16 protein-coding genes and 1 tRNA gene are annotated in these 24,392 nt (G+C 66.8%); 10 read left to right on the top strand and 7 right to left on the bottom strand.

Annotated features, from left to right (window positions below):
* Window position 1: 1 nt before the first annotated feature.
* On the top strand, window positions 2-328 hold the full coding sequence (locus SJY12_RS11620) for a hypothetical protein (RefSeq protein WP_397505431.1): 327 nt from the start codon (window positions 2-4) through the stop codon (window positions 326-328).
* Window positions 329-401: 73 nt separating this feature from the next.
* The gene (purU, locus tag SJY12_RS11625) at window positions 402-1,256 is read left to right on the top strand and encodes a formyltetrahydrofolate deformylase (RefSeq protein ID WP_397505432.1); all 855 of its coding nucleotides are present in this window, start codon (window positions 402-404) and stop codon (window positions 1,254-1,256) included.
* Here purU and SJY12_RS11630 read toward each other — a convergent pair whose 3' ends face one another.
* A complete protein-coding gene (locus tag SJY12_RS11630; protein ID WP_397505433.1) occupies window positions 1,257-3,428 on the bottom strand; it encodes a PQQ-dependent dehydrogenase, methanol/ethanol family in 2,172 nt (723 codons plus the stop codon).
* Window positions 3,429-3,553: 125 nt separating this feature from the next.
* On the opposite strand from SJY12_RS11630, the gene SJY12_RS11635 reads away from it, so the two are divergent.
* The 3 genes from SJY12_RS11635 to SJY12_RS11645 all read left to right on the top strand — a co-directional run bounded on the left by SJY12_RS11635 (window position 3,554) and on the right by SJY12_RS11645 (window position 5,951).
* On the top strand, window positions 3,554-4,420 hold the full coding sequence (locus tag SJY12_RS11635) for a dienelactone hydrolase family protein (RefSeq protein ID WP_397505434.1): 867 nt from the start codon (window positions 3,554-3,556) through the stop codon (window positions 4,418-4,420).
* A 64-nt stretch (window positions 4,421-4,484) separates the two neighbouring features.
* Window positions 4,485-5,492 (top strand): SPFH domain-containing protein, encoded by a 1,008-nt coding sequence (locus SJY12_RS11640; RefSeq protein WP_063505114.1) that lies wholly within the window; start codon window positions 4,485-4,487, stop codon window positions 5,490-5,492.
* Window positions 5,493-5,501: 9 nt separating this feature from the next.
* Window positions 5,502-5,951, top strand: coding sequence for an NfeD family protein (locus tag SJY12_RS11645; protein ID WP_050601781.1), 450 nt, complete (start codon window positions 5,502-5,504; stop codon window positions 5,949-5,951).
* A 19-nt stretch (window positions 5,952-5,970) separates the two neighbouring features.
* Here the strand turns inward: SJY12_RS11645 and SJY12_RS11650 are convergent, their stop codons facing one another.
* Window positions 5,971-6,921: a complex I NDUFA9 subunit family protein gene (locus SJY12_RS11650; RefSeq protein WP_397505435.1), complete on the bottom strand. Its 951-nt coding sequence runs from the start codon at window positions 6,919-6,921 to the stop codon at window positions 5,971-5,973.
* A gap of 172 nt (window positions 6,922-7,093) precedes the next feature.
* On the opposite strand from SJY12_RS11650, the gene SJY12_RS11655 reads away from it, so the two are divergent.
* Window positions 7,094-7,180: transfer RNA gene (locus SJY12_RS11655), tRNA-Leu, on the top strand.
* A 120-nt stretch (window positions 7,181-7,300) separates the two neighbouring features.
* Window positions 7,301-8,323 (top strand): LacI family DNA-binding transcriptional regulator, encoded by a 1,023-nt coding sequence (locus tag SJY12_RS11660; RefSeq protein ID WP_050599595.1) that lies wholly within the window; start codon window positions 7,301-7,303, stop codon window positions 8,321-8,323.
* Window positions 8,324-8,341: 18 nt separating this feature from the next.
* Here SJY12_RS11660 and SJY12_RS11665 read toward each other — a convergent pair whose 3' ends face one another.
* Window positions 8,342-9,919, bottom strand: a complete 1,578-nt coding sequence (locus SJY12_RS11665) for a tryptophan halogenase family protein (RefSeq protein WP_397505436.1) — start codon at window positions 9,917-9,919, stop codon at window positions 8,342-8,344.
* 87 nt (window positions 9,920-10,006) lie between these two features.
* Window positions 10,007-13,009, bottom strand: coding sequence for a TonB-dependent receptor (locus tag SJY12_RS11670; RefSeq protein ID WP_063510724.1), 3,003 nt, complete (start codon window positions 13,007-13,009; stop codon window positions 10,007-10,009).
* Between the two features lie 241 nt (window positions 13,010-13,250).
* On the opposite strand from SJY12_RS11670, the gene SJY12_RS11675 reads away from it, so the two are divergent.
* Window positions 13,251-15,791, top strand: a complete 2,541-nt coding sequence (locus SJY12_RS11675; protein WP_397505437.1) for a glycoside hydrolase family 3 N-terminal domain-containing protein — start codon at window positions 13,251-13,253, stop codon at window positions 15,789-15,791.
* A gap of 9 nt (window positions 15,792-15,800) precedes the next feature.
* Here the strand turns inward: SJY12_RS11675 and SJY12_RS11680 are convergent, their stop codons facing one another.
* Complete coding sequence (locus SJY12_RS11680; RefSeq protein ID WP_397505438.1) at window positions 15,801-16,997, bottom strand: MFS transporter; 1,197 nt, start codon at window positions 16,995-16,997, stop codon at window positions 15,801-15,803.
* A gap of 57 nt (window positions 16,998-17,054) precedes the next feature.
* Window positions 17,055-18,329 (bottom strand): glucose/galactose MFS transporter, encoded by a 1,275-nt coding sequence (locus tag SJY12_RS11685; protein WP_050599657.1) that lies wholly within the window; start codon window positions 18,327-18,329, stop codon window positions 17,055-17,057.
* Window positions 18,330-18,613: 284 nt separating this feature from the next.
* Between SJY12_RS11685 and SJY12_RS11690 the strand changes: the two genes are divergently transcribed.
* On the top strand, window positions 18,614-20,392 hold the full coding sequence (locus SJY12_RS11690) for a DUF885 family protein (RefSeq protein ID WP_160766383.1): 1,779 nt from the start codon (window positions 18,614-18,616) through the stop codon (window positions 20,390-20,392).
* A 10-nt stretch (window positions 20,393-20,402) separates the two neighbouring features.
* Entirely contained in the window at window positions 20,403-22,175 is a 1,773-nt protein-coding gene (locus tag SJY12_RS11695; protein WP_397505439.1) for a DUF885 domain-containing protein, read from the top strand.
* Between the two features lie 70 nt (window positions 22,176-22,245).
* Here SJY12_RS11695 and SJY12_RS11700 read toward each other — a convergent pair whose 3' ends face one another.
* A complete protein-coding gene (locus SJY12_RS11700; RefSeq protein ID WP_050599601.1) occupies window positions 22,246-24,300 on the bottom strand; it encodes a S9 family peptidase in 2,055 nt (684 codons plus the stop codon).
* Window positions 24,301-24,392 lie beyond the last annotated feature (92 nt).

Genomic DNA, 24,392 nt, shown 5'->3' on the forward strand with positions numbered 1-24,392 from the left:
CATGAACCACCGACCGCTCGACTTGGACGTCGCGATCTATCGCGACCGGGTCCAGGTGACCAATCGCGCCACCACGACCTTTGCCGACCAGCGGGCCTATCGCAGCTTTTCGAGCGATCAGTCCGTGGTCGCCGAACCGGCGCGTTTCGAAGACACGATCGTTCGCGCGATCCGCCAGATTGCGCACGGAGACAAGGCCCTCATGCTGTGCGATCCGGTTGCGCATGTGGTGGGCTGCGAAACCCCGCTCAACCATCTGGAGCGCGGTATCGTGCAGACCGCGCTGCACCAGTCGGGCATCAGGACCGTGGTCTTCGAGATCGACTGACCAAGCCTGCATTGCGCGCGGCCAAGCGGGTTTGCGCTTGCGCGGCGGGGCGCTTGCGGCACATGGAAGGCCCATGGCCGATCCGCTAGTCCTGACCCTGTCCTGCGCCGACCGCCCCGGCATCACCGCGCGCGTCACCTCGTTCCTGTTCGAGCGCGGGGGCAATATCCTCGAAGCGCAGCAGTTCAACGACCGGCTGAGCGATGCTTTCTTCATGCGCGTCGAATTCGATCCCGGCAGCACCACGCGCGATGCGATCCGCAGCGAATTCGCTGCGCTGGCCGGCGAATTCGCGATGGACTGGAAGCTGGCGCTGCGCGACCGGCCGCGGCGCGTGCTGATCATGGTCAGCAAGTTCGACCATTGCCTGGCCGACCTGCTCTATCGCTGGCGCATCGGTGAACTAGCGATGGAGCCGGTGGCGATCGTGTCCAACCACCCGCGCGAAGCGATCGGCCACACCGACCTCGGCGATATCCCCTTCCACCACCTGCCGGTCACGCGCGACACGAAGGCGGCACAGGAAGCCCAAGTCCGCGCCATCGCGGCAGATACCGATGCCGAGCTGGTGGTGCTGGCGCGCTACATGCAGATCCTGTCGGACGAGCAGGCGGCGCATTTCGCCGGGCGCTGCATCAACATCCACCATAGCTTCCTGCCCGGCTTCAAGGGCGCCAAGCCCTATCACCAGGCTTATGAGCGCGGGGTCAAGATGATCGGCGCCAGCGCGCATTACGTTACCGCCGACCTCGATGAAGGCCCGATCATCCACCAGGATGCCGAGAGCATCGGCCATGCCGACACCCCCGATGCGCTGGTGCGCAAGGGCCGCGATATCGAAAGCCGCGTGCTCGCCGAAGCGGTCCGCCTGCATCTCGAGGAGCGCGTCCTGCTCAACGGCCAGCGGACCGTCGTGTTCAGGGGCTGATCAGCGCCGCGTGGACCGCGTCTTGGCGCGCTCCGCCTCTATCGCTTTGTCCTCGTTGGCGCGCTTGATGACATATTGGCGGATCGCCTCGACCTCGTCCTCGGATAGCGAGGGGGCGAAGCTGGCCATGCCGTTGTCGCTCAGCGCGCCGCCATGGACGATCTGCAGCCATGCGGTCCGGTTTTCGAGCGCGCCCGAGCGGCGCAGGTCGGGCAGTTCGGTCGAACCGACCGCGCCCGGGGCGTGGCACACCGCGCAATAGCGCGCGTATTTCGTCCGCCCCAGTTCGATCACCTCCGCGCTCGCTTTCGAAAGCGGCGGATCGAGCGGCGCGAGCGCGAAATCGGGTTCTTCGGGCAGGGCAGCGGTCCCGCCCAGCTTGAACACCAGCAGGCGGCTGATGTTGCGCACCGGGTGCATGTTGTCGATCAGCGCGCCATCGGCGGACAGCGCGAAGGCCCCGCCCCAGCCGGCCAGCACGGCGACATATTGTTCGCCGTCCACGGTGTAGGTGATCGGCGGGGCGACCACGCCGGTCTGAGCGGCGAAACTCCACAGCCGCTCGCCATTGGCCGAATTATAGGCGGCAAATTCGCTGCCCGAATTGCCCTGGAAAACCAGCCCGCCGCCGGTCGCCAGCAGGCCGCCGTTCCACGGCCCGGGATGCTCGACGCTCCAGCGCGCTTCCTGCGCCACCGGGTCCCACGCGACCAGCTTGCCCTTGATCGTGCCCTGCACTTCGCGGCGGATGCCCAGATCGGGCGGCAGATCGCCCGCACCGAGATCGAAGCCGATGTTGAACCCGCGCGCGCGGTCGGGCTTCCAGTCTGCCTCGGGTGCATAGAGCATCGCGGCCTCGAAGGCTGGGATGTACACGAGGTTCTCGCCCGGGTGGTACGCCATCGGGTGCCAGTTGTGCCCGCCCAGCGGCCCCGGCATCACCAGCGCGGGCTGGCCGGTGATGTCGATCCGCGTTTCGGGATTCATCTGCGGGCGGCCATCCTCGCTCATCCCGGTCGACCAGTTGAGCGGAATATAGGGCTCGGCCGAAATGAACTCACCCGTCGCGCGGTCGAGCACGTAGAAATAGCCGTTCTTGGGCGCCTGCATCAGCACCTGCCGGCTGCGCCCGTCGATTTCCATATCGGCCAGGACGATGTGCTGTGTGGCGGTGTAGTCCCAGGTCTCGCCCGGCGTGGTCTGGTAGTGCCAGACATAGTCGCCCGTATCGGGGCGGATTGCGACGATGCTCGAAAGATAGAGATTGTCGCCTTCGCCGCGTCCGTCGGGGCCGGGGCTGCGATAGGCGCGGTTCCACGGGGATCCGTTGCCGACTCCGAAATAGAGCAGGTCGAGCTCGGGATCGTAGGCCATCGAGTCCCACACAGTGCCGCCGCCGCCGATGCCGTTTTCGCTGCCGAGCGCATCGCCGCTCCAGGTCTCTGCCGCCGCCTTGAGGTAGTCGGGCGCGTCATCGCCCTCGTCGCCGGGCACGGTGTAGAAGCGCCACAGCTCCTCCCCGTCGTCCGCGCTGTAGGCGGCGATATAGCCGCGCACGCCGAACTCGGCGCCGCCATTGCCGATCAGCACCTTGCCATCGACCACGCGCGGCGCGCCGGTGATGGTGTAGCTCTTGTCCTGGTCGACCGTGACCTTCTCCCACGCCACCGCGCCGGTGTCGCGGTCGAGCGCGACCAGCCGCCCGTCGAGCGTGCCGAAGAAGAGCTTGTCCCCCCAAGCCGCCAGCCCGCGATTGACCACGTCGCAGCACGCTTTCACTCCGGTTTCGCCGGGCACTTGCGGATCGTAGCTCCACAGCGGTTCGCCGGTCGCGGCGTCATAGGCGAAGACCTTGCTCCACGCGGTGGTGACATAGAGCTTGCCGTCCATCACTAGCGGGGTCGCTTCCTGCCCGCGCGCGGTGTCCATGTCGGCGAACCAGGCGAGCCCGAGGTCACCCACGCTGTCGCGGTCGATCTGGGCCAGCGGCGAGAAGCGCTGTTCGGAATAGGTCCCGCCATGGGTGATCCAGTTGGCCGGGTCCTCGCCCGCATTGACCAGCCGGACGGTGTCGATCCCGCCTTCGGGTGTTTCGCCCGCTGCCATGCTGCAGCCCGCCAGTGCGCCTGCCAGGCCAAGCGCGGCCACTGCCGCCCAACCGATCCCTCGCATCTTTCTCTCCCCGGCGACATTTGCGTCGCTCTATGCAACCTATCCTGCCGTCGATGCGCGGGCTTGTCCATAAGGCTGCACCCTGCAAGGGTTGCCGCGGACGGGTTTGCGAGGAGAGACGAGCGATGTGCGATGAACAGGATCTGGCGCGGTGGGCGCGCGGCAAGGTCTCGCGCCGGGCCTTCGGCGGCGGTGCGATGGCGGCAGGCGTGGCGGCCTGCGCGCCGGTCAACGCCGATGTCGATCGTCCGGCGTCGGGCGGGTTGACCGAGCGCATGGTGAGCTTTGCCGCACCCGGCGGGACGATGGACGGGTTCTTCGTGCATCCCGCGAACAGGGCCAGCCCGCTGGTGCTGCTCTGGCCCGACATTGCCGGGCTGCGCGAAGCGAAGCGGCAGATGGCGCGGCGGCTGGCGGGCGAAGGCTACGCCGTGTTCGTCGCCAATCCCTATTACCGCGATGTCGCAGGCGAGCAGTTCGCCGACTTTGCTGCCTTCGCAGCCGCCGACGGGTTCCAGACGGTCCGCCCGTGGCGCGTCAAGCTCGATGCCCCGGCGATCCAGGCCGATGCCCGCGCGGCGACCGCCTGGCTCGACACGCAGGACGGGGTCGACACCGCCCGCGGCATCGGCACGCAGGGCTATTGCATGGGCGGCCCCTTCACCGTGTGGAGCACTGCGGCGGTCGAACGCATGCGCGCGGCGGGCAGTTTCCACGGCGGCGGGCTGGTGCGCGACGATGCGGACAGTCCGCACCGGATGCTGCGCGGTGATGCGCATTACCTGATCGCGATCGCGCAGAACGACGATGCCAAGGAACCCGAAGCCAAGACCGCGCTGCGCGAAGCGGCGGATGCTGCCGGTGCCGCTGCCGAGATCGAGGTCTATCCTGCCGATCACGGCTGGTGCGTGCCCGATTCGCCCGCTTACGACCAGCCCGCTGCAGAGCGCGCCTGGGGACGCTTGCTGGCGACCTACGCAGAGGCGCTGTAACACGCTTTCGCTTGCCGCCACCCCCGCGGGCGCTACCATGCCTTGCAGCTAGAGGAGGCTTTACATGCTAGGCGGTACGCTCGTCCTGATTTTGCTGGTCCTGCTGGCCGTGCTGTTCCTCGTCATGGGCGTGCGCGTGGTCAAGCAGGGCTATGTCTACACCATCGAACGGCTGGGCAAGTACACGCTCGCCGCGAACCCCGGGCTGCACCTGATCATCCCGTTCATCGACCGGGTGGGGCACAAGATCAACATGATGGAACAGGTGCTCGACATCCCGGGCCAGGAAATCATCACCAAGGACAACGCCATGGTCGGCGTCGATGCGGTGGTCTTCTTCCAGGTTCTCGATGCGGGCAAGGCGGCCTATGAGGTCTCGGGTCTTCAGAACGCCATCCTCGCACTCACCACCACCAATCTGCGCACGGTCATGGGCTCGATGGATCTCGACGAGACGCTGTCCAAGCGCGACGAGATCAACGCCCGCCTGCTCAGCGTGGTCGATCACGCGACCTCGCCCTGGGGGATCAAGATCACCCGCGTCGAGATCAAGGACATCCGTCCGCCGCTCGACATCTCCGAAGCGATGGCGCGGCAGATGAAGGCCGAACGGCTGAAACGCGCCGAGATCCTCGAGGCGGAAGGCGACAAGACCAGTTCGATCCTGCGCGCCGAGGGGCGCAAGCAATCGGCCATCCTCCAGGCCGAGGGCCAGCGCGAGGCGCTCTTCCGCGATGCCGAGGCGCGCGAACGCGCCGCCGAAGCCGAGGCCAAGGCCACGCAGATGGTATCCGATGCGATTGCCTCGTCGGGCAATCAGGCAATCAATTACTTCATCGCGCAGGAATACACCAAGGCAGTCGGCAAGTTCGCCGAAAGCCCCAATGCCAAGACGATCCTGTTCCCGGTCGAAGCGACGCAATTGATCGGCTCGCTCGGCGGAATCGGCGAATTGATTAAGGGCACATTCGACGGTGTCGAAGGCACGGTGGATACGGGCACACCCGTGCCCGAGCCGAAGGACCGGGCCCCGGTTCGGCGGCCCAGCGTGCCGCGTTCGCGCGACAGCTAGGCGGGGGTCGTGGACGGTATCGAAACCTACTGGATCTGGCTGATCATCGGGCTGGCGCTCGCCTCGCTCGAACTGGTCGTGCCGGGGGTCTATCTGATCTGGATGGCGATGGCGGCGCTGGCGGTGGCCGTGCTGGCCTTCGTCTCGGTCCCCCCGCTCGCGCTGCAGATTATTGCCTGGGTTTCGCTATCGCTGATTTTCGTCTTCTCCGCGCGCCGCTGGCTGCGCGAACGGCCGATCGTGTCCAGCGACCCGCTGCTCAACAATCGCGGCGGCCGGATGGTCGGCCAGACCGCGCTGGTAACGCAGGCGATCGAAAACGGGTCGGGGCGGGTCAAGGTCGGCGACAGCGAATGGATCGCGCGCGGCGCGGATGCCGCAGCGGGCGCCCGCGTGCGGATCATCGGCAATGACGGCAGCGAACTGCTGGTCGAACCGGTCGCGCTGATCGAAGGCTGACGCGCTGCGCAGCCGCGGTTCAGACCGCCGATTCGGCGTGGAAGCGGCCGTGCTTGCGATACCGCACCATCCACCGGTCGAGAAACAGGTCGAGCGGCTTGGGCTCGATACCCAGCCTGTCGAACCCGGGAAACGCGCCCGAGGCGACATTGCCCTGCTTAAGCAGCTTCCACTGGTCGCTGCCCATCGGGGTTCCCGGTAGCGCCGCGAAGGTGGCCGACAGGCCGTCGGGCATCGGCAGGAAGGTGCGCTTGCGCTTCTGCGCTGCCGCGATCGCTTCGTTGATCTCCATCATCGACAGCTCTTCCGGGCCGCCGAGTTCGTAGATCTTGCCGCCATGCTTGCCCGGATCCTCGAGCGCGCGCACCGCTGCCTCGGCGACATCGTCGACATAGACCAGCTGCAGTTTCGCATCGGGACCGAACACCGGCAGCACGGGCAGGGTGGAAATCAGCCCCGCGAACATGTTGATGAAATTGTCGTCCTCGCCGAACAGGATGCTCGGGCGCAGGATCGTCGCTTTGGGGAAAGCTGCGAGCACGCGTTCCTCGCCCAGCTTCTTGGCGGCGGCGTATTCGATTTCGGTCTCGTCCTCGGGTTCAGCGGCGATCGCGCTGACATGGACGAAGGCCTGCGCGCCTGCGCGGGCGGCGGCTTCGGCCATCCAGCCGGGCGCTTCGCCCATCAGGCGGCGCAGATTGCCGCTGAACGCGCCGACCAGGTTCACCACGGCATCCGCGTCGGCAATGCACCGGTCGACCGATTGCCGGTCGCTGGCATCGCAGCGCGCGAACTGCATCTGGCCGAGATTGGCGAGCGGCTTGAGCTTGAACGCCTTTTCTGGATGGCGGGCGGCGATCCGCACGCGTGCGCCGCGTTCGAGCAGAGCCTGCGCCACGTAATTGCCGATGAAGCCGCTGCCACCCATCAGCACCACCAGCTTGCCGTTCAACGCGCCGCTTTTCGCCATGATATTCGCCTGATTCCTCGAAGGGAGAAGTGTCGCTCCGCCCCTAGCCTCAACCCCCGCCGCGCCGCAAGCGTTCCAGCATGTGCGAAAGGCGTTGACAGGTAAGCCCCTGCTTCGCTAGTGGCGCGCCCCTACCCATGGCCGTGCTTCGAAGACCGGCCATCGATAGTGTGCCCAGATGGCGGAATTGGTAGACGCACCGTCTTCAGGTGGCGGCGCTCGCAAGGGCGTGGAGGTTCGAGTCCTCTTCTGGGCACCATCGGCTTGATCGCGGCAGGATGCCGGCGGTCGGTTTTTCTGACAGATCGATCATGCGAACCGCTCCGGCGTGCGCGCGCGCGTCGTTGACAACGACGGACAATCGGGCCACGCCTGAGCGATGCCGCGGGAAAAGAAGCGTTCGACGATCGTCGATGTCGCCAAGCTGGCGCAGGTTTCGCCCAAGAGCGTCTCGCGCGTGTTCAACAACGAACCGCACATCACCCCCGCGCTGCGCAAGAAGGTGCTGCGCGCGGCGGAGGAACTCAACTACCAGCCCAATGTGATGGCGCAGGGGCTGGTGCGCCAGCAATCCTATCTGATCGGGCTGGTCTATGAAAAACCGAGCCCGAGCTATGTCGTCGAATTGCAGCGCGGCGCGCTCGAGCGGCTGCATGGCGAACGCTACCGGCTGATCGTGCTGCCGGTGGAATCGGTCAGCGACCACCCGCGCGACGTGGTTGCCACGATTCGCTCGGCCGCGCTCGACGGGGTGATCCTCGCACCGCCCGCGGCGGACCATCCCGACGTGCTCGACGGGCTGGCGCAGGCGCGCATCCCCTTTGCCCGCATCACGCCGCAATCGCGCGAGGAACTGGGGCTGGCGACGACGATGGACGATATCGCCGCCGGCCGCGAAATCGCCGAACACGTGATCGGTTTCGGACACCGGCGCATTGCCATCATCAAGGGCGATCCCGACCACCCGGTGAGCGAACAGCGGCTGACCGCCTATCGTGCGGCCTTCGCCGATGCGGGCGTCGAGTACCTGCCCGAACTGGTCGAGACCGGCGATTTCAGCTTCGAATCGGGTTACGAGGCGACGCGGCGGATCCTGTCGCGCAAGCTGCGCCCGACCGCGATCATCGCGCAGAACGACGACATGGCGGTGGGGGCGATGTCCGCCGCGCGCGAACTGGGCTTCGACGTCCCGGGCGATCTGAGCGTGGTCGGCTTCGACGATTCGGAAATCTCGCGCGTGGTCTGGCCGCGGCTGACCACGGTGCGCCAGCCGGTGGTCGAGATGGCGCACACGGCGGCTGACATGCTGCTGCGCCAGCTCGCCGGCGAGGATCCCGGCCCTACCGTGGTTCATACGCACAGCCTGGTCGAACGGCTGACCGTGGCGCCTCCGCCCGCCTGAGCGGACCCATCGGCGCCTCTAGCGCGTCGTCCAGCCGCCGCCGGTGCCGAATTGGGGGCGGCGTGTCTCAGCCGGGTCGAGCAAGCGGTCGAGGATCGCGTCGTGCGTGGGCGCAGCGCTGCGGAACGCCTGCATTGCCCCGCGCAGCTGGTCGATCACCTTGCGCACCTCGCCGAAGGGCGCGGCCTCGGCGAGCGGATCAAGCGCCGCGGGGGTCAGCCCCATGCCGTGCATGACGTAGAACCAGCTGATGTCCGAAAACAGCTCGCGCTGGCGCGACATGATCCGTCCCGTGCGCGTGAAGAGCTCGATCTTTTCCGCCAGCGTATCGGGCAGGTCGAGGCCGCGCATATGGTCCCAGAAGGGTTCGCCCTCGCGCCGGTTGGGCACGTAATGCAGCAGCAGGAAGTCGCGGATATGCGCGTATTCGCTGTGCACGTCGCGATTGTAGGCTGCGATCAGCGCGGGATCGAAGCGGCGATCGGGAAACAGGTCCAGCAGCCGGTTCAGCCCGGTCTGGATCAGGTGGATGCTGGTCGATTCGAGCGGTTCGAGGAAACCGGCCGACAGCCCGATCGCGAGGCAGTTGCCGACCCAGGCGCGCTTGCGCAGCCCGGCGGTGAAGCGCAGCACGCGCGGATCGGCCTGCGCTTCGCCATCTAGCCCGGCGAGCAGCTGTGCCTGCGCATCGGCATCGGAAATGAAGTCGCTGGCATAGACCAGCCCGTTGCCGGTGCGGTGCTGCAGCGGGATGCGCCACTGCCACCCGGCCGAGCGGGCGGTGGCGACGGTGTAGGGCGCGCGCTGCTCCTGCGCGGCAGTGGGGGCGGCTACCGCGCTGTCGCAGGGCAGCCAGTGTTTCCAGTCCTCGAAACCCGCGCCCAGCGTCTCCTCGATTAGCAGGCCGCGGAAACCCGAACAGTCGATGTAGAAATCGGCTTCGAGACTCTCGCCATCGTCGAACTGCACCGCCGCGATCCTCTCGCCTTCGCCGCGCGTGGCGCCGACGATGCGGCGGTCGAGCCGCTCGACCCCGGCGGCCACGGCATGGTCGCGCAGGAAAGTGGCAACCAGCCCGGCGTCGAAATGCAGCGCATAGGCGACCGCGCCTCCGGGCCACTGCCCGTCGGGCGAGGGGAAGGCGAACTTGCCGTCCTCGGCCAGCGCGACCGAGGGGCACAGATCGGCAAGGGTCTCACCATGCCCTGCCGCGCGGTTCATGAAGTAATAGTGATGGAAGGGGCGCTGGTTGATCGTCACCCCCAGATTGCCGAAGGGGTGCCAGTAGGCATGGCCATGGTGCAGCCAGTCGCGAAACTGGATGCCCAGCTTGAAGGTGGCTTGGCAGCGGCGGATGAATTCGACCTCGTCGGCGCCGATATTGCGCAGGAAATCGAAGATCGGCGGGATCGTGGCCTCGCCCACGCCCACCGTCGGGATTGCGGAGGATTCGACCAGCGTGATGCGGCATCCACTGCCGCGCAGCACCTGCGACAGCAGCGCCGCAGCCGACCAGCCCGCAGTCCCGCCGCCGACGATGCAGATCGAACCGATCGCCTGCGCGTGGCCGTGGTCGGTTGGCATCGAAGCCGTCATGCCGGGCACCTTACCATCGAAAGCGGAGAAAACGATGGCGACCCCTGCAGGCAGGGGCCGCCACCAGTTTCCGGAGAGGACCGCTGATCAGAAGTTGAACTTCACCCCGGCGTAGAGCCGGCGCGAACCCGATTCGAAGCGGAAGGGCAGTTCGGGGAATTGCAGATAGACCTTGGTATCCGCCTTGGTGATGTTGATCGCTTCGGCGAAGACTTCGAAATTGTCGGTCAGCTGGTAGCTGATCTGTCCGTCGAGCTGGCCGTAGGACTTCTGGTAAATGCCCAGCGTCCGCGTGACCGAGCCGTCGGAAAAGCCGAAATTGCCCAGATACTGTTTCGAACGCCAGCTGTAGGAGGCGCGCGCGGCGAACCCGTAGCGTTCGAAATAGACCTGCCCGTTGGCCGAGTGCTTGGACACGCCCGGCAACGGAAGGTTGTCGGCAAAGTCGGTGCTGAAATCAGTGTCGGTGTCCGAGAAAGTGTAGTTCGCGGTAAAGCCGAGACCGAAGTCGAAGGCATATTGCGCGGCGAGTTCGAACCCCTTCACACGGCCGCCCGATCCGTTGGCCGGCTGCGACACCGGACCCAGCCGCCCGCCCGCCTGGTCGTTGACGAACACCGCCACCGTCTCGTTGACGACGAAGCTGTCGACTTCCTTCCAGAACAGCCCGGCCGACAACAGGCCCTGATTGCCGAAGTAGTGTTCGACCCCCAGGTCGAACTGGTAGGCGCGGAACGGATCGAGCTCGGCATTGCCGCGCGAACCGCTGGTGAACTTGAACAGATCGTCAGCGGGATCGCGGGTGAAGTCGGTTGCGAAGCCCTGTCCCAGCGACACCAGCGGCTGGCGGGCGACGACCCGCGCCGCGGCAAAGCGGACCTTGCTGTCGTCGCCGACGTCGAACACCGCGTTCGCGCTGGGCAGGAAGTCGGTGTAGCTGCGCATCACCGTGGTGGTGGTGAAATCGCGCAGCACGCCGTTCCAGCTGTCGGTGCCCCAATAGCTGGGATCGGCATTGGCGGGCTGGTTCTGGTCGACCGTCAGGTCGGTGTTGACGATGCGCAGGCCGACATTGACGTGGTAGGGATCGTCCAGCCCCCCGATATCGGCCATGACATAGCCCGATTTGACTTCTTCCTTGACCCGGTAGGTCTGCAGCGGGTCTTCGAAGAAGGTGAAGGGCGTGTCGGGATAGAGCGCCTGGATCCATTCGAGCGCATTGGTCATCTGCGAGCGGTCGGCCACCAGCACCGTATCGCCTTCGACCCGGCCGCCGCCGGCGAAATTGGCGATCGCCTCCACCCGCTCGGGATTGCTCAGGAAGGTTTCGTAGGGCGTCAGCAGCGCGGGCGAATTGCCGAACCGGCTGCACCCGGCGAAGGCCGCCGGCTTGTTCACTTCGGGCAGGTCGCAGATCTTGTATCCGATCGCCCCGTCCTGAAAGTAGCTGTAGGGCGTCCAGTTGTAGGAGAAGCCGTCGACGCGTTCGGCCTCGGGAATCTGCGTGGCATCAAGTTCGCCCTTGCCGCTGAGATCGGCGAGATAGCGGCCCGAGGTGAAGTCCACCGTGCGTTGCCCGTACCGGAAGCCCGCGCTCAGCGTGATGGTGTCCGCATAGCTGTCGTCGACGTCATAGGCGAAATCCGCACGGATCGAATGGCCGTCGATGTCCGACCGGTCACCAAATGCCCAGTGCGATTTGAAGAAGCCGAAGTCGGGGTTGTTGAACAGGTCCTGCGGGCTGCCTGCGCCGATGCCGAAGCTGGGAAAGTCGCCATTGGTGTAAGTGAAATCGAAGGTCGGCGGCGCCGAGGCGTTCGGGGTGAAGCCGGGCTGCGGCCCCGAAGTGCCCGGCCCACGCACGCCATAGGCAGTGTAGCGCACGTCGTTGTTGGCCACTTCGCGTTCCATGCTCGAAGTCGCATAGGCAGCCATGACCGAGGCACGGAAATTGGTATCGTTGTCCCATTCGAGCGCGAATTGCAGATTGTCCGACTTGATGTTGGACACGTCGACGAAGGAGATCGCCTCGGCCGACTGCGCCCGCACCGTGCCCTGGGTCAGCACGCCGTTCTCGTTGATCGAGTAATCCCCGACCAGGCCCTGCGATTCGCCCTGTCCGAAGGGGAATTTGACCGAAGCTTCGCGGGTGTCGATCTCGAGGTCGGAATGGAAATACTGGGCGCTGACTTCGAGCGCGTCGGTCGGCCGGTAGGTGATGCCCAGCGAAGCGCCCCAGCGCCGCCGGTACTGGTCGCGGTCGGTGACATAGCGGTATTCGGGCGCGTAGTAATTGGTCGGCACGGTCGCGGTGTCGCGGCGCCCTTCGGCGAACGCCCAGTTGCCGCGGTTGTCGCCGCCCAGCACGTTGACGTGGTTGTTGGTCTTTTCGTAGCTGAAGGATGCGATGACCCCCAGCCGGTCGTTGAAATTGTAGCCCAGCACGGCGGCGCCGGCGGGTTCCCAGCCCGAGATTTCGCTGCCCTTGCTCATTTTCGCGTTGCCCGCCAGCGTCAGGCCCTGCTTCAGGTCGAGCGGGTTGCGCGTCTTGAGATTGACGATCCCGCCCAGGCCGCCCGACAGCAGCGAGGCATTGGGCGACTTGAACACTTCGATCCCGCCGATCAGTTCGGACGGCACGCCTTCGAGGCTGTCGTTGCGATTGTAATTGCCTTCGCCGACCTTGTAGACTTCGAGCCCGCTGACGAAGAGCTCGCCGTTGAGCAGCGTGACGTTCTGTTCGAGCCCGCGAATGCGGACCTTCGAACCCTGGCCGTTCTCGCGGTCGATCTGGATGCCGGGCAGGCGCTGGAGCGATTCCGCCACGTTCTGGTCGGGGAACTTGCCGATGTCCTCGGCGGTGACCGATTCGATGATCAGGTTCGATTCGCGCTTGGCCTCGAGCGCGTCTTCGAGCGAGGCCCGGAAGCCGGTGACGACAATGACGTTCCCGCCCGGATCGGAGGCCTGTTGGCCGGTGTCGGTAGCGTCCTGCGCCTGCGCGAAAGCCGGCGCCGCATGCGACCCCAGCGCCAATATCGATGCGGCGGCCAGCAACGTCGACCGGTTACGCAAAATCCCGCTGTCCATTTCAGTATCCCTCCCAAGCCGCATCTTGTGTGCGGACCTCTCAACAGTGCGTTGACCCGCCATGCGACCCGACTCGGGGTGCTGGCGATCATCCGCGACTTTACTGGTTGCATATTTCTGTCAACGTTGTCAAACAAAGCCCACAACAAGCTGCCGGAGCGGGTTTTTCGCAGGGCGCACTGTCAACCTTGTCAGCGCCTTTCGGACCAGCCTCGGGCGGCCGCCGCATGGGATGGGGTTTATGCTTTTGAAGACGATACTTCTGGCGGCCGGATCGGCCGCGCTTGCACTCTCCGCGCAAGCGGCGGATCCCGCTGCGGCATCCGTGGCGGAGGACATCCCGGCGGCAAGGGTCCATCCTGAACGCTGGCCCGAAGTGGCGTTCCCCTCGGTGCTGACCGAAGCGGGCGAGGCGCGCGTCCAGGCGATCCTCGCGCGGATGACGCTCGAACAGAAGGTCGGGCAGATCATTCAGGCCGACATCGCCAGCGTGACGCCCGAAGACGTGCGCCGCTACCGGCTCGGCTCGGTGCTCAACGGCGGCAATTCGGGCCCCGGGGGCGACGATCTGGCCCCGGCGCAGGACTGGCTCGCGCTTGCCGATGCCTTTTACGAAGCCTCGATGGATGTCGGTCCCGGCGAACCGGCCATCCCGATCGTGTGGGGCACCGATGCGGTGCACGGCCACAGCAATATCGTCGGGGCGACGATCTTCCCGCACAACGTCGGACTGGGCGCCGCGCGCGATCCCGAACTTATCGAGCGGATCGGGAAGGTCACTGCAGTCGAGATCCGCGTCACCGGGCAGGAATGGACCTTCGCCCCCACCGTCGCCGTGCCGCAGGACTATCGCTGGGGCCGCGCCTATGAAGGCTATTCGTCCGATCCCGCGCTGGTCGCCGCCTATGTCGGCAGCATGATCCGCGGTCTGCAGGGGCCGCCCTCGACCACCCCGATCCTCGCCGGGCCGCATGTAGCGGCGAGCACCAAGCACTACCTCGCCGACGGAGCGACCACCGATGGCAAGGACCAGGGCGATGCGGTGATCTCCGAACTCGAGCTGCGGCTGGTTCACGGCGCGCCCTATATTCCCGCGATCGAGAGCGGCGTCGCCACGATCATGACCAGCTTTTCGAGCTGGAACGGCGTCAAGCTGTCGGCGCATCGCGGGCTGGTGACCGATGTGCTCAAGGGCCGGATGAATTTCGGTGGTCTGGTGATCACCGACTGGAACGCGCATGGCCAGGTCGCCGGGTGCAGCAACGCCAGCTGTCCGCGGGCGGTCGATGCGGGGATCGACATGTTCATGGCGCCCGACAGCTGGCGCATGCTCTATGACAGCACGCTGGCGCAGGTGCGCGACGGCACGATCGCAATGGAACGGCTCGACGATGCGGTGGCACGCGTGCTGCGGCTGAAGGAACGGCTTGGCCTGTTCGACATGGGCAAGCCCTCGCAGCGCGCGCTGTCGGGCGAATACGACTTGCTCGGCGCGCCCGATCACCGCGCGGTGGCGCGCGAGGCGGTGCGCAAATCGCTGGTGCTGCTCAAGAACACGGGCGTGTTGCCGCTGCAGCCGGGCGGGCGGATCCTCGTCGCGGGCGATGCGGCGCACGACATCGCGCGCCAGTCGGGCGGGTGGACGCTGAGCTGGCAGGGCACCGGGCTCGACAACAGCCTGTTCCCCGGCGCGACATCGCTATGGGAAGGGATCGAGCAGGCGGCCACCGCCGGCGGTGGCAGCGCCGAACTCTCGCCCGAGGGCAGCTTCACCGAGCGCCCCGATGCCGCGATCGTCGTGTTCGGCGAAACCCCCTATGCCGAATTCCAGGGCGATATCGCCTCGCTGCAATTGCGCCCCGAACTGCGCCGGCCGATCGCCACCATGGAGCGCCTGAAGCAGCAGGGCATCCCGGTGGTGGCAGTGATGATCACGGGCCGCCCGCTCTATGTCAACGAAGCACTCAATGCGGCGGATGCCTTCGTCGCCGCGTGGCTGCCGGGGTCCGAGGGCGGCGGCGTGGCCGACATGCTGTTTGCCGCAGCGGATGGCGCGCCGGCGCATGAATTCCAGGGCCTGCTGCCGACCGCTTGGCCCGCCACTGCGCAGCATGGCGGCGAGACGCTGTACCCCTTCGGCTACGGGCTGCGATATTCCCACGGTCCGCGCGCGTGGACCGCGCTGCCGGAAGACAGCGGCGTGAGCGATGATGGCAGCGACGGCGGCGTGTTCTTCGACCGCGGCGTACCCGCCTCGTCATGGTCGCTCACCGTGTCGCGCGCCGATGGCACCAATGCGCTGCGCGTGACCACCGTCCCGGCCGAGGCGCTCGGCGGCCGCGTGCGGATCGCGGCGACCGATCACGGCGTGCAGGAAGGCGCGCGCAGCTTTGCCATCGCTGCGCATGCGCAAGGCGCGGCGATCGAACTGTCGACCTTTGACCCGATCGACCTGAGCCGCGAAACCAATGGCGACATGCTGCTGCTGGCCACGGTGCGGCGCGATGCGCCCATCGCGCGCCCGCTGTCCATGTCCGTCCGCTGCGATGGGGAGCCGTGCGGCGCGGCGGTGCCTATCGCCGAATTCGGCGAACTGGCCGAAGGCGAGTGGCAGACGCTCGGCGTTCCGCTCAAATGTTTCCGCGCCGCGGGTGCCGACATGGCGCGGATTTCGTCCCCGTTCCGCCTGATGGCCGATGGCGACGCGGGGCTGAGCATCGCGCGGGTTGCGCTGGGCAGCCTGTCCGACGCCGATGCAATCGCCGATTGCCCGACCGGGTAGGCCGGCTGCTCAGCCTGCGGGAACCGGGCTTTCGCGGACGGCGAGGATCGCCAGTCCGCCCGCAGCGGTGAGCGCGGCGAAGGCGACCAGCACGGCGGTGAAATCACCGGGAGTAGCGAGCTGCCAGATGAGCAGCGTGCCGATCATCGCCGGCAGAGTGTTGGCAAGGTTGACCAGCCCGAGGTCGCGCCCGCGCCGGTCGGGTCGGGGCAGCAATTGCATCGCGAAGGTCGTGTTGAGGCTGAGGAACACCGCGGTCCCTGCCGAGAACAGGCAGAAGGCCGCCGCGCCCTGCCACGCGTTCACGGCCCCCGCCATCCCGGCAAGTCCGGCCGCGCCCACCAGCGCTGCGACGCACTGGAACGGACGGCGCCTGCCCAGCCGGTCGGACCAGCGCCCTGCCAGCAGCGCGGCGGGCAGTGGGATCAGATAGGACAGCATCAGCACGCTGCCGACCCAGGCGGCAGTGCCGCGTCCGCCGGGCCGCAGGGTCTGGAAATAATACAGCAGGTACAGCCCCAGCGTCGCGCAGGCGAGCTGGACCAGCAGCCGCGCGAGCGAGGCGATCACGATATCGCGCTTATCCCGGCGCTGCGCGGCGGGCGGTGCGGGATCCCCGGTGCGGGCGCGCATCGCCAGCAGCGGCAGTGCCAGCGCGGCCGCGGTCAGCGGCACCAGCACGAAGCGCGCGCTCTCCGGCAGGCCCGACGCGGCCAGCAGCAGGACCGAGAACCCCGCGGCGACCGGATTGCCCAGCGCCAGCAAGCCGCCGGCCAGCCCCTTGCGCGCGGCGGGGACTTCCTCGGCGATGATCGCGAACAGCGGCGCGAGCACTGCGTTGATCGCCGCCTGCGCCAGCGCCACCGCGGCCACCAGCTCGACCGGATTGCGCGCCAGCACCAGCGCGGGATAGGATGCCGCGAGCGCAATTAGGCCCGCCACCACCCACGGGCGGCGCCCGCCGCCGCGGGCCACCGACAGATCGCTCAGCCAGCCGAACAGGATATTGCTCACGCTCGCCGTCACGCCGCCGACCAGCACCGCTGCGGTGAGCAGGTCGATCTTGGCGAGATGCGCCAGCGCCTCGACCCGCATCGGCAGCAGCAGCGTGACCAGCGGTAGATAGGCGACCACGCCGCCTGCATGCGCAAGGCCGACCGCCAGCAGCAGCGGCGTCGTGTGCGGGCGGGGCGCAGCGCGGTCCATCGGGTAGCAGCCTTGCCCCGCGCCGGAGCGCAAGGCAATCGGCCGGGCGCGGACGGTTCAGTCGCTCGCGGGGCGCCGCGCGTAGATGCCGAACACCGCGATCACCGCGTAGCAGGCGGCGGGCAGCGCCAGCGACAGCGCGAGGCTGCCGCTGAGATCGGCCAGCGCGCCGGTGGCCAGCGGGATCACCGCGCCGCCGAAGATCGCCACATTGATGATCCCCGATCCATCCGCCGCGCGGCTGCCCAGGCGTTCGCAGGCGAGAGAAAAGATCGTCGGGAACATGATCGAGTTCATCAGCCCGATCGCCAGCAGGCTGTATGCAGCCAGCGTGCCGCTGCTGTTGGTCGACAGCGCGATCAGCGCAATCGCGCCGACCGCCACTGCGGCGAGGATCTTGCCCGGGCTCACCAGCCGCAGCAGCGCCGAACCGATGAAGCGCCCGATCATCGCGCCGCCCCAGTAGAGGCTGACCATCCAGCCGATCACGCTTTCGGGGCGGCCGAGCACGTCGTCGAGCGTGAGGTAGTTGATGACGATCGAACCGATCGCGACCTCGGCGCCGACATAGAGGAAAATGCACAGCGCGCCGAAGCCGAAGCGTGGCCGGGCCAGCAGGTCGAAACCCACGAGCCCGCTCGAGGCCTCGTGCTTTTCGCCCTGCAACCGGTTGCGGAACAGCCAGACCGCGCCCGCGACCACGGTGATCGCCGCCGCGAGGCCGAGATAGGTCTTCACGATCATCGCCGATTCCGCAGTGCGATAGGCGGCCAGCGCGGCGCCTTCGAAATCCTCCGCCGAGACATCGGCGAGCGTGCCCAGGATCAGCCCGGCGCCGACCAGCGGGAAGACGAAGGTGCCGAAGGAATTGAACGCCTGCGCGAAAGTCAGCCGGCTGTGCGCGGTCTCCTGCGGGCCCAGCAGGCTGATCAGCGGATTGGCCACCACCTGCACGATCACCACCCCGCTGGCGAGAATGAACAAGGCCAGCAGGAACAGCGGATAGGTCGCCGTGGTGCTGGCGGGGATGAACAGCAGGCAGCCGGCGGTCATCGTCATCAGCCCGGCCACTGCGCCGCGCATGTAGCCGATCCGCTTGACCAGTTTCGCCCCCGGGATGCCGATGACGAGATAGGCGGCGAAAAAGCAGAACTGCACCAGCATCGCCTGCGTGTAATTGAGCGTGAACAGTTCCTTCAGCTTGGGGATCAGCACGTCGTTGAGACTGGTGATCCCGCCGAAGATGAAGAACAGCGCGAAGACGAAGGGGGGCAGGCTGGGGGCGTGGACATGGCCTTCGCCTTCGGCCGGTGCCGGATCGCTCGACGAGATTTCCGTCGCCGCGTCTGCCGCGGGGGTCGTTGCCGTTACCACTTGTCGTTCTCCCCAATCCGCCCGGCCACCATCGCATGCGGCGGGCTTCCCCGGTGCGGAGTAGGTCGAACGCTGCATTCTGTCAACGTTGTCAGGAACTCTCGCGCGGCTCTTTCGCCGCGCTGCCTCGCGTATCCGCCCTGCCATTCGCGGGGGTGGGAGAACGCTTGGTCGATGGGGCTTTGCGGCGGGTCGCCGCACGGCTAGCGTCGCCGCACGATCCCTGGGGAGAATTCCACGTCATGACCACCACTTTCACGCGCGTCGCATCGGCGATCGCCATTGCCTGCGCCACGCTTTCCGCACCCGCCGCGCTGGCGCAGGAACCCGCGGCCGAAGCAAGCGATGCGGCAGCCGCTGCCGCGCTGCACGCGCTGTTCGAACGCAGCGAAGCCGCCATGCTCGACCGCAATCCGGTGACCGCCTTCTTCCGCGGTGATTTCTCCGATGCCGACAGGATGGGCGATTATTCACCCGCCAGCTATGCCGCGGACCGCGCGGCGGCGCAGGCCAATCTGGCCGAACTGGCGACGATCGACCGCGCCGCGCTGGGGGAAACCGACCGCATCGCCTACGACGTGTTCGAATACACGCAGCAGCGCACGCTGGCGCAGACCGCGCCCGACGTGCTGCCCACCGTGCTCGCGCTGCCGATCGACCATTTCCGCGGGCTGCATGTCTTCTACCCGCGCTTTTCCGCGCCCGGCGCGCTGATGCCCTATGATACGGTGCAGGATTACGAGAACAATTTCAGCCGCCACCGCGCGATGGCGGAGATCATCGACCAGGCGATCGCGCGCTTCCGTACCGGCGCGGCGCAGGGCATCACGCTGCCGCGCATGTCGGTCGAATTGATGATCGAACAGCTCGACCTGCAAACAGGCGCGCCGATCGAGCAGAGCCCCTATTGGGCGCCGGTCGCCAATTTCCCCGACAGCATCGACGAAGCCGAGCGCGCGCGGCTGACGCAGCAGCACCGCGAAGTGCTGACCGGCACGCTGATGCCCGCGCTGCAGAAGCTGCGCGATTACCTGGCGAGCGAATATCTGGCACAGTCGCGCACCAGCATCGCCGCAACCGACAATCCCGGCGGCGAGGCCTATTACGCCTACCGCATCGAGGACAACACGACGCTGCCGTTGACCGCGCAGCAGATCCACGACACCGGACTGGCCGAGGTTGCGCGGATCAACGCCGCGATCGACGCCGCCGAAGCGGAAGCCGGTGGCCGCACCGGCGCCACCTACACCAGCAAGGCCGACCTGCAGGCCGCGTGGTACGAAGTGGCCGAGCAGGTCGATCCGCTGATGGACGAGGTGTTCCTGCGCCAGCCCGAAACCGAACTGCGGATCGAGCCTTATGAACCCTACCGCGAGAAATTCAGCCTCGCCGCTAGCTACATGGCGGGCAAGGCCGACGGGTCGCGTCCGGGCACCTTCTATTTCAGCGGCTACAACGTCGCCGAACGCGAGCTGGGCACCTCGATCTCGCTCTACATGCACGAAGGCAATCCGGGGCATCACTTCCAGTCGATGTTCGCGATCGAGAACGAGGACCTGCCCGAATTCATGCGCTACGGCGGGTTCACCGCCTTCAGCGAAGGCTGGGGTCTTTATGCCGAGAGCCTCGGCTACGAACTCGGTCTCTATGACGATCCGGTCGAACGGCTGAAAGCGCTCGAGGGCGGTGAAATGCTGCGCGCGGTGCGGCTGGTGGTCGACACCGGCATGCATGCGCTGGGCTGGTCCAGAGAGCAGGCGATCGAATATATGGTCGCCAATGGCGCAGCGCGCGATTTCGCGGAAAGCGAGAGCGCGCGGTATATCGTGATGCCCGCGCAGGCGTTGGCCTACAAGACCGGCGAATTGAAGATCAAGCAGCTGCGCGCGCGCGCCGAGGCCGCGCTGGGCGAGGATTTCGACGTCCGCGCCTTCCACGAACAGGTGCTCAACACGGGCGATATCCCGCTGCCGGTGCTGGAAGCCAAGATCGATGCCTGGGTCGCGGGCGGGGGGCAGTAAGGGCATGGCCATGAAACACAGGGTCCTGCAGGTCGCCTCGGCGCTGGCTATGGCCGGCACCGCGCTGGCGGCCCCCGCGGCGCAAGCCTGCGACCGGGTCGCGGCCGCGCAGAGCGACAGCCAGCGTCTGCGCGCGCTGATGGCCGAAAGCGACGCCGCCTTCCTCGACCGCAACCCGCGCGCGGCGTTCTATCGCGGCGACTTTTCCGATGCGGGCAGCCTCGGCGATTTCTCGCCCGCGGCCTATGAGACCGAACGCGCGGCGGCGATGTGCGACATCGCCGCGCTCGCGACGATCGACCGCGCGGCGCTGACGCCGGGCGAGCGGATCGCCTACGACACCTTCCGCTATTCGCAGGAACGCACGCTGGCCGCGACCGAACCCGAGGTGCTCAAGACCATCCTCGCGCTGCCGATCGACCACTTCCAGGGTATCCAGGGCTCCTATCCGGGCCTGTCGGCACCCGATGGCGTGATGCCGTTCGCGGCGGTTGAAGACTATGCCGACAATGTCGCACGGCATGCCGCCTATGCGCAGATGGTCGACGATGTCATCGCGCGCTTCGACATGGGGCTGGAGCAGGGCATCACCCTGCCGCGGCTGACGGTGGAGCTGATGATCGACCAGCTCGACACGCAGCTGGGCGCCCCGGAAGGCAGCAATCCCTATTACGCACCGCTGCGCCAGCTGCCCGAAAGCTTCACCGAAGCGGAGAAGGGGCAGGCGCGCGCCGCGCTGATATCGGCGGTCGAAGGCACGCTCTATCCGGCAATGCGCAAGCTGCGCGCCTATCTGGCCGACAGCTACCTGCCGCAGGCACGCACCAGCATCGGTGCGACCGCAACACCCGGCGGCGATGCCTATTACGCCTACCGGATCGCCGAAATGACCACGCTGCCGCTGACCGCGGAAGAGGTGCACCGGCTGGGCCTGTCCGAGGTGGCGCGGATCAACGAGGCGCGCCAGCAGGCGATCGCCGAGCGCGGCGACCGCCGCCCGCCGGTCTACAAGACCAAGGAATCACTGCAGGAAGCATGGTACGAGGTCGGCCGGAAGATCGATGCCGCGATCGGCCCGCTGTTCCTGCGCCAGCCCGAAACCGAGCTGCGGATCGAGCCGTACGAGCCCTATCGTGAGCAGTTCTTCCTCGCCGCGTCCTACCAGCCGGGCAAGGCCGACGGCTCGCGCCCCGGCACCTTCTATTTCAGCGGCTGGAACGCGGCCGAGCGCGAACTGAGCCCGTCCATCCGGCTCTACATGCACGAAGGCAATCCGGGCCATCACTTCCAGGTGATGTTCGCGGTCGAGGACGAAAGCCTGCCCGACCTGCTGCGGCACGGCTGGTTCACTGCCTATGGCGAGGGCTGGGCGCTTTATGCCGAAAGCCTCGGCTACGAACTCGGCCTGTATGACGACCCGGTCGACCGGTTGCAGGCGCTTGAGGATGGCGAATTGAAGCGCGCGGTGCGGCTGGTGGTCGATACCGGCATCCACGCGCTCGGCTGGACCCGCGAGCAGGCGGTCGAATACATGGTCGAGAATGGCAATCCGCGCGACTATTCGGAAAACGAGGTCGCGCGCTATATCGCCATGCCCGGGCAGGCGCTGGGCTACAAGATCGGCGAATTGAAGATCAAGGAACTGCGCGCGCGCGCCGAAACCGCGCTGGGCGAGGATTTTGACATCCGCCATTTCCACGAACAGGTGCTCGACAGCGGCAATATCCCGCTCACCGTGCTCGAAGCCAAGATCGACGACTGGATCGCCGCCGGCGGCAAATAGTCCGGTGCAAAAAGCAGGGACCGCGCGGTGGTATGCCGCGCGGCCCCTTTTTCATGCCCGTTCGGGGCGCTCAGTCGTCGCTGGAGACCCCGGTGGTGCCTGCCGGAAGCACGGGGCGCTCGGCCGGCAGCGGCGCATCGCGGTCACCCGTCTTCAGATAGGTGTCGAACCAGCGCATCATGCGCAAATTGTAATCGTAGCGCGCGGCGGCCTTCTGGTTGCCGTGACCTTCGCCGGGATAGAACACCAGGCGCACGGGCACGTCGGGCTTGCGGATCTTCATCGCCCGGTAAAGCTCGAGGCTCTGGCCCGGGTCGACGCGCGTGTCTTCCTCGCCATGCATGATCAGCAGCGGGGTGCTGGCCTTGTCGACATGGAAGATCGGCGAGACTTCGAGCATCGCCATCCAGTCGTCCCACGGCCACTTGCCGCTGTGCACATTGTACATCTCGTAAGGGATGTCGCCCGTGCCGAATTTGCTGATCTGGTTGGAAATGCCGACGAACATCACGCCCGCGGCGAATTCCTCGCTCCAGCGGGTGGAGGACCATGCCGTGGCATAGCCGCCATAGGAGCCGCCGGTCACGCCGGTGCGGTCGGCATCGGCGATCCCTTCGGCGACCAGCGCGCGCTTGGCGTCGACCAGGTCGGTAAACTCGGGGTCGGTGTAATTGCCCGTGTGCTGCTTGGAAAACGCGGTGCCGTAGCCGGTCGAGCCGCGATAGTTGGGCAGGAACACCGCATAGCCCTGGCCCGCGGCGACATGGCCAGGCTTGGAATAGGCGGTCTGCCAGCCATTGCTGTCATGCGCCTCGGGCCCGCCATGGACGTTGAGGATCAGCGGGGCACCGCCGGCCGGTACGCCGCCGACGGGTTCGATCAGCACGCCTTCGACTTCCTGCCCGTCGCGTGCGGTATAGCGGAAGGTGCGCTGCTCGCCGAAGTCGATTTCCGACAGCCAGGGATTGTGCTGCGTCCAGCGGGTGAAGCTGTCGCCATCGAGGCGGAACAGTTCGGTCGGGTGCTGCGGCGCGCTGGCCTCGACCGCGATCACCGAACCGGCGGTTTCGACATTGCTGATGATCAGCGCGCCGGGATCGATCTCGCGCTCCAGCGAACCGTCGGCATTGTGGATGCGCAGCACGCTCTGCGCGCCGACATGGACCGCGGCGACCAGGCGCCCGTCGTCCATGTATTCGACATCGACCACGGCTTCGGGCGCGCCCGCATTGTGCGGGGTGACCACGCCGCTGGCGACGTCGACGAAGTGGATCGTGGTCGCAGCCGGATCGTTCATGTCGACCGCGGCGATCAGCGCCAGCCGGCTTGCATCGGGCGATATCTCGACATCGTCGATCTTGCCCGGGGTCTCGATCACCATGCGGACGGTGCCGCTTTCCATGTCGAGGATGTTGACCTTCTTGTTGACGTATTCGTCGTCGATCAGCGTCGTCGGCGCGGTTTCGATCACGCCGGTGCGCGCGTCATCCGCGATCTGGAACGAGGTGACATAGCCGGGCAGCGAGACTTCCTGCGGCTCGGCGTCGGGCTCCATCCCGATCCGCGCGCGGAACAGGCGGTTGAACTGCGGCTCTTCCTCGTAGACCACCGAATTGAAACCGGCCTTGCTTTGCGCCGTGCGATCCTTGTCTTCCTCGGCGGCGACCAGCAGGTGCATGTGGCTGCCATCGGGCGACCAGGCATAGGAGCGCACCGCCGCGCCTTCGACATGCGCCAGCTTGCGCTGCGCGCCGCCATCGACGGGGATGCCCCAGACGGCCTTCTTGTCGTCGCCGTCGGCCCACATGAAGCTGACCATGCGGCCATCGGGCGAAAACTGGATGCCCGAGACATTCATGTCGGCGGGCAGGAATTCGCGGGCATTGCCCGGGCCATAGGCCATCGACAGCTGCTGCGTGGTGGTGCCGTTCTCCTCGCCCGCGGTCACGTCGGGCAGCCGCGCGGTCGTATAGGCGACGCGCGCACCGTCGGGCGATACGGCGATGGTGCCGACGCTTTCGATCTTGGCGACGTCTTCAGGGGTCATCGGCCGGGCCTGCGCCTGCGCGGTAAGCGAAGCGGTGGCCAGCAGGGCGGCGGCAGTAAGCGGCGCGCGAAGGGTCATGTAATCGTGTCCTCTCAACGGAATGATGCGCCCGCTATAGCGCTGCGGGCGCATCGGGCAAAGTGCGGGTGCGCCCCAATTTGCCGCTGCCG

The sequence above is a fragment of the Qipengyuania sp. R86523 genome, assembly GCF_044596365.1.
GTDB classification, from domain to species: Bacteria; Pseudomonadota; Alphaproteobacteria; order Sphingomonadales; family Sphingomonadaceae; genus Qipengyuania; species Qipengyuania citrea.

Excerpts from the sequence above, each read along its gene's own strand:
- SJY12_RS11680 (WP_397505438.1), bottom strand. The coding sequence starts at position 16,997 with ATGGACCGCGCTGCGCCCCGCCCGCACACGACGCCGCTGCTGCTGGCG.
- SJY12_RS11690 (WP_160766383.1), top strand. The coding sequence starts at position 18,614 with ATGACCACCACTTTCACGCGCGTCGCATCGGCGATCGCCATTGCCTGC.
- purU (WP_397505432.1), top strand. The coding sequence starts at position 402 with ATGGCCGATCCGCTAGTCCTGACCCTGTCCTGCGCCGACCGCCCCGGC.
- SJY12_RS11665 (WP_397505436.1), bottom strand. The coding sequence starts at position 9,919 with ATGACGGCTTCGATGCCAACCGACCACGGCCACGCGCAGGCGATCGGT.
- SJY12_RS11650 (WP_397505435.1), bottom strand. The coding sequence starts at position 6,921 with ATGGCGAAAAGCGGCGCGTTGAACGGCAAGCTGGTGGTGCTGATGGGT.
- SJY12_RS11670 (WP_063510724.1), bottom strand. The coding sequence starts at position 13,009 with ATGGACAGCGGGATTTTGCGTAACCGGTCGACGTTGCTGGCCGCCGCA.
- SJY12_RS11675 (WP_397505437.1), top strand. The coding sequence starts at position 13,251 with ATGCTTTTGAAGACGATACTTCTGGCGGCCGGATCGGCCGCGCTTGCA.
- SJY12_RS11700 (WP_050599601.1), bottom strand. The coding sequence starts at position 24,300 with ATGACCCTTCGCGCGCCGCTTACTGCCGCCGCCCTGCTGGCCACCGCT.
- SJY12_RS11640 (WP_063505114.1), top strand. The coding sequence starts at position 4,485 with ATGCTAGGCGGTACGCTCGTCCTGATTTTGCTGGTCCTGCTGGCCGTG.
- SJY12_RS11620 (WP_397505431.1), top strand. The coding sequence starts at position 2 with ATGAACCACCGACCGCTCGACTTGGACGTCGCGATCTATCGCGACCGG.
- SJY12_RS11635 (WP_397505434.1), top strand. The coding sequence starts at position 3,554 with ATGTGCGATGAACAGGATCTGGCGCGGTGGGCGCGCGGCAAGGTCTCG.
- SJY12_RS11695 (WP_397505439.1), top strand. The coding sequence starts at position 20,403 with ATGAAACACAGGGTCCTGCAGGTCGCCTCGGCGCTGGCTATGGCCGGC.
- SJY12_RS11660 (WP_050599595.1), top strand. The coding sequence starts at position 7,301 with ATGCCGCGGGAAAAGAAGCGTTCGACGATCGTCGATGTCGCCAAGCTG.
- SJY12_RS11630 (WP_397505433.1), bottom strand. The coding sequence starts at position 3,428 with ATGCGAGGGATCGGTTGGGCGGCAGTGGCCGCGCTTGGCCTGGCAGGC.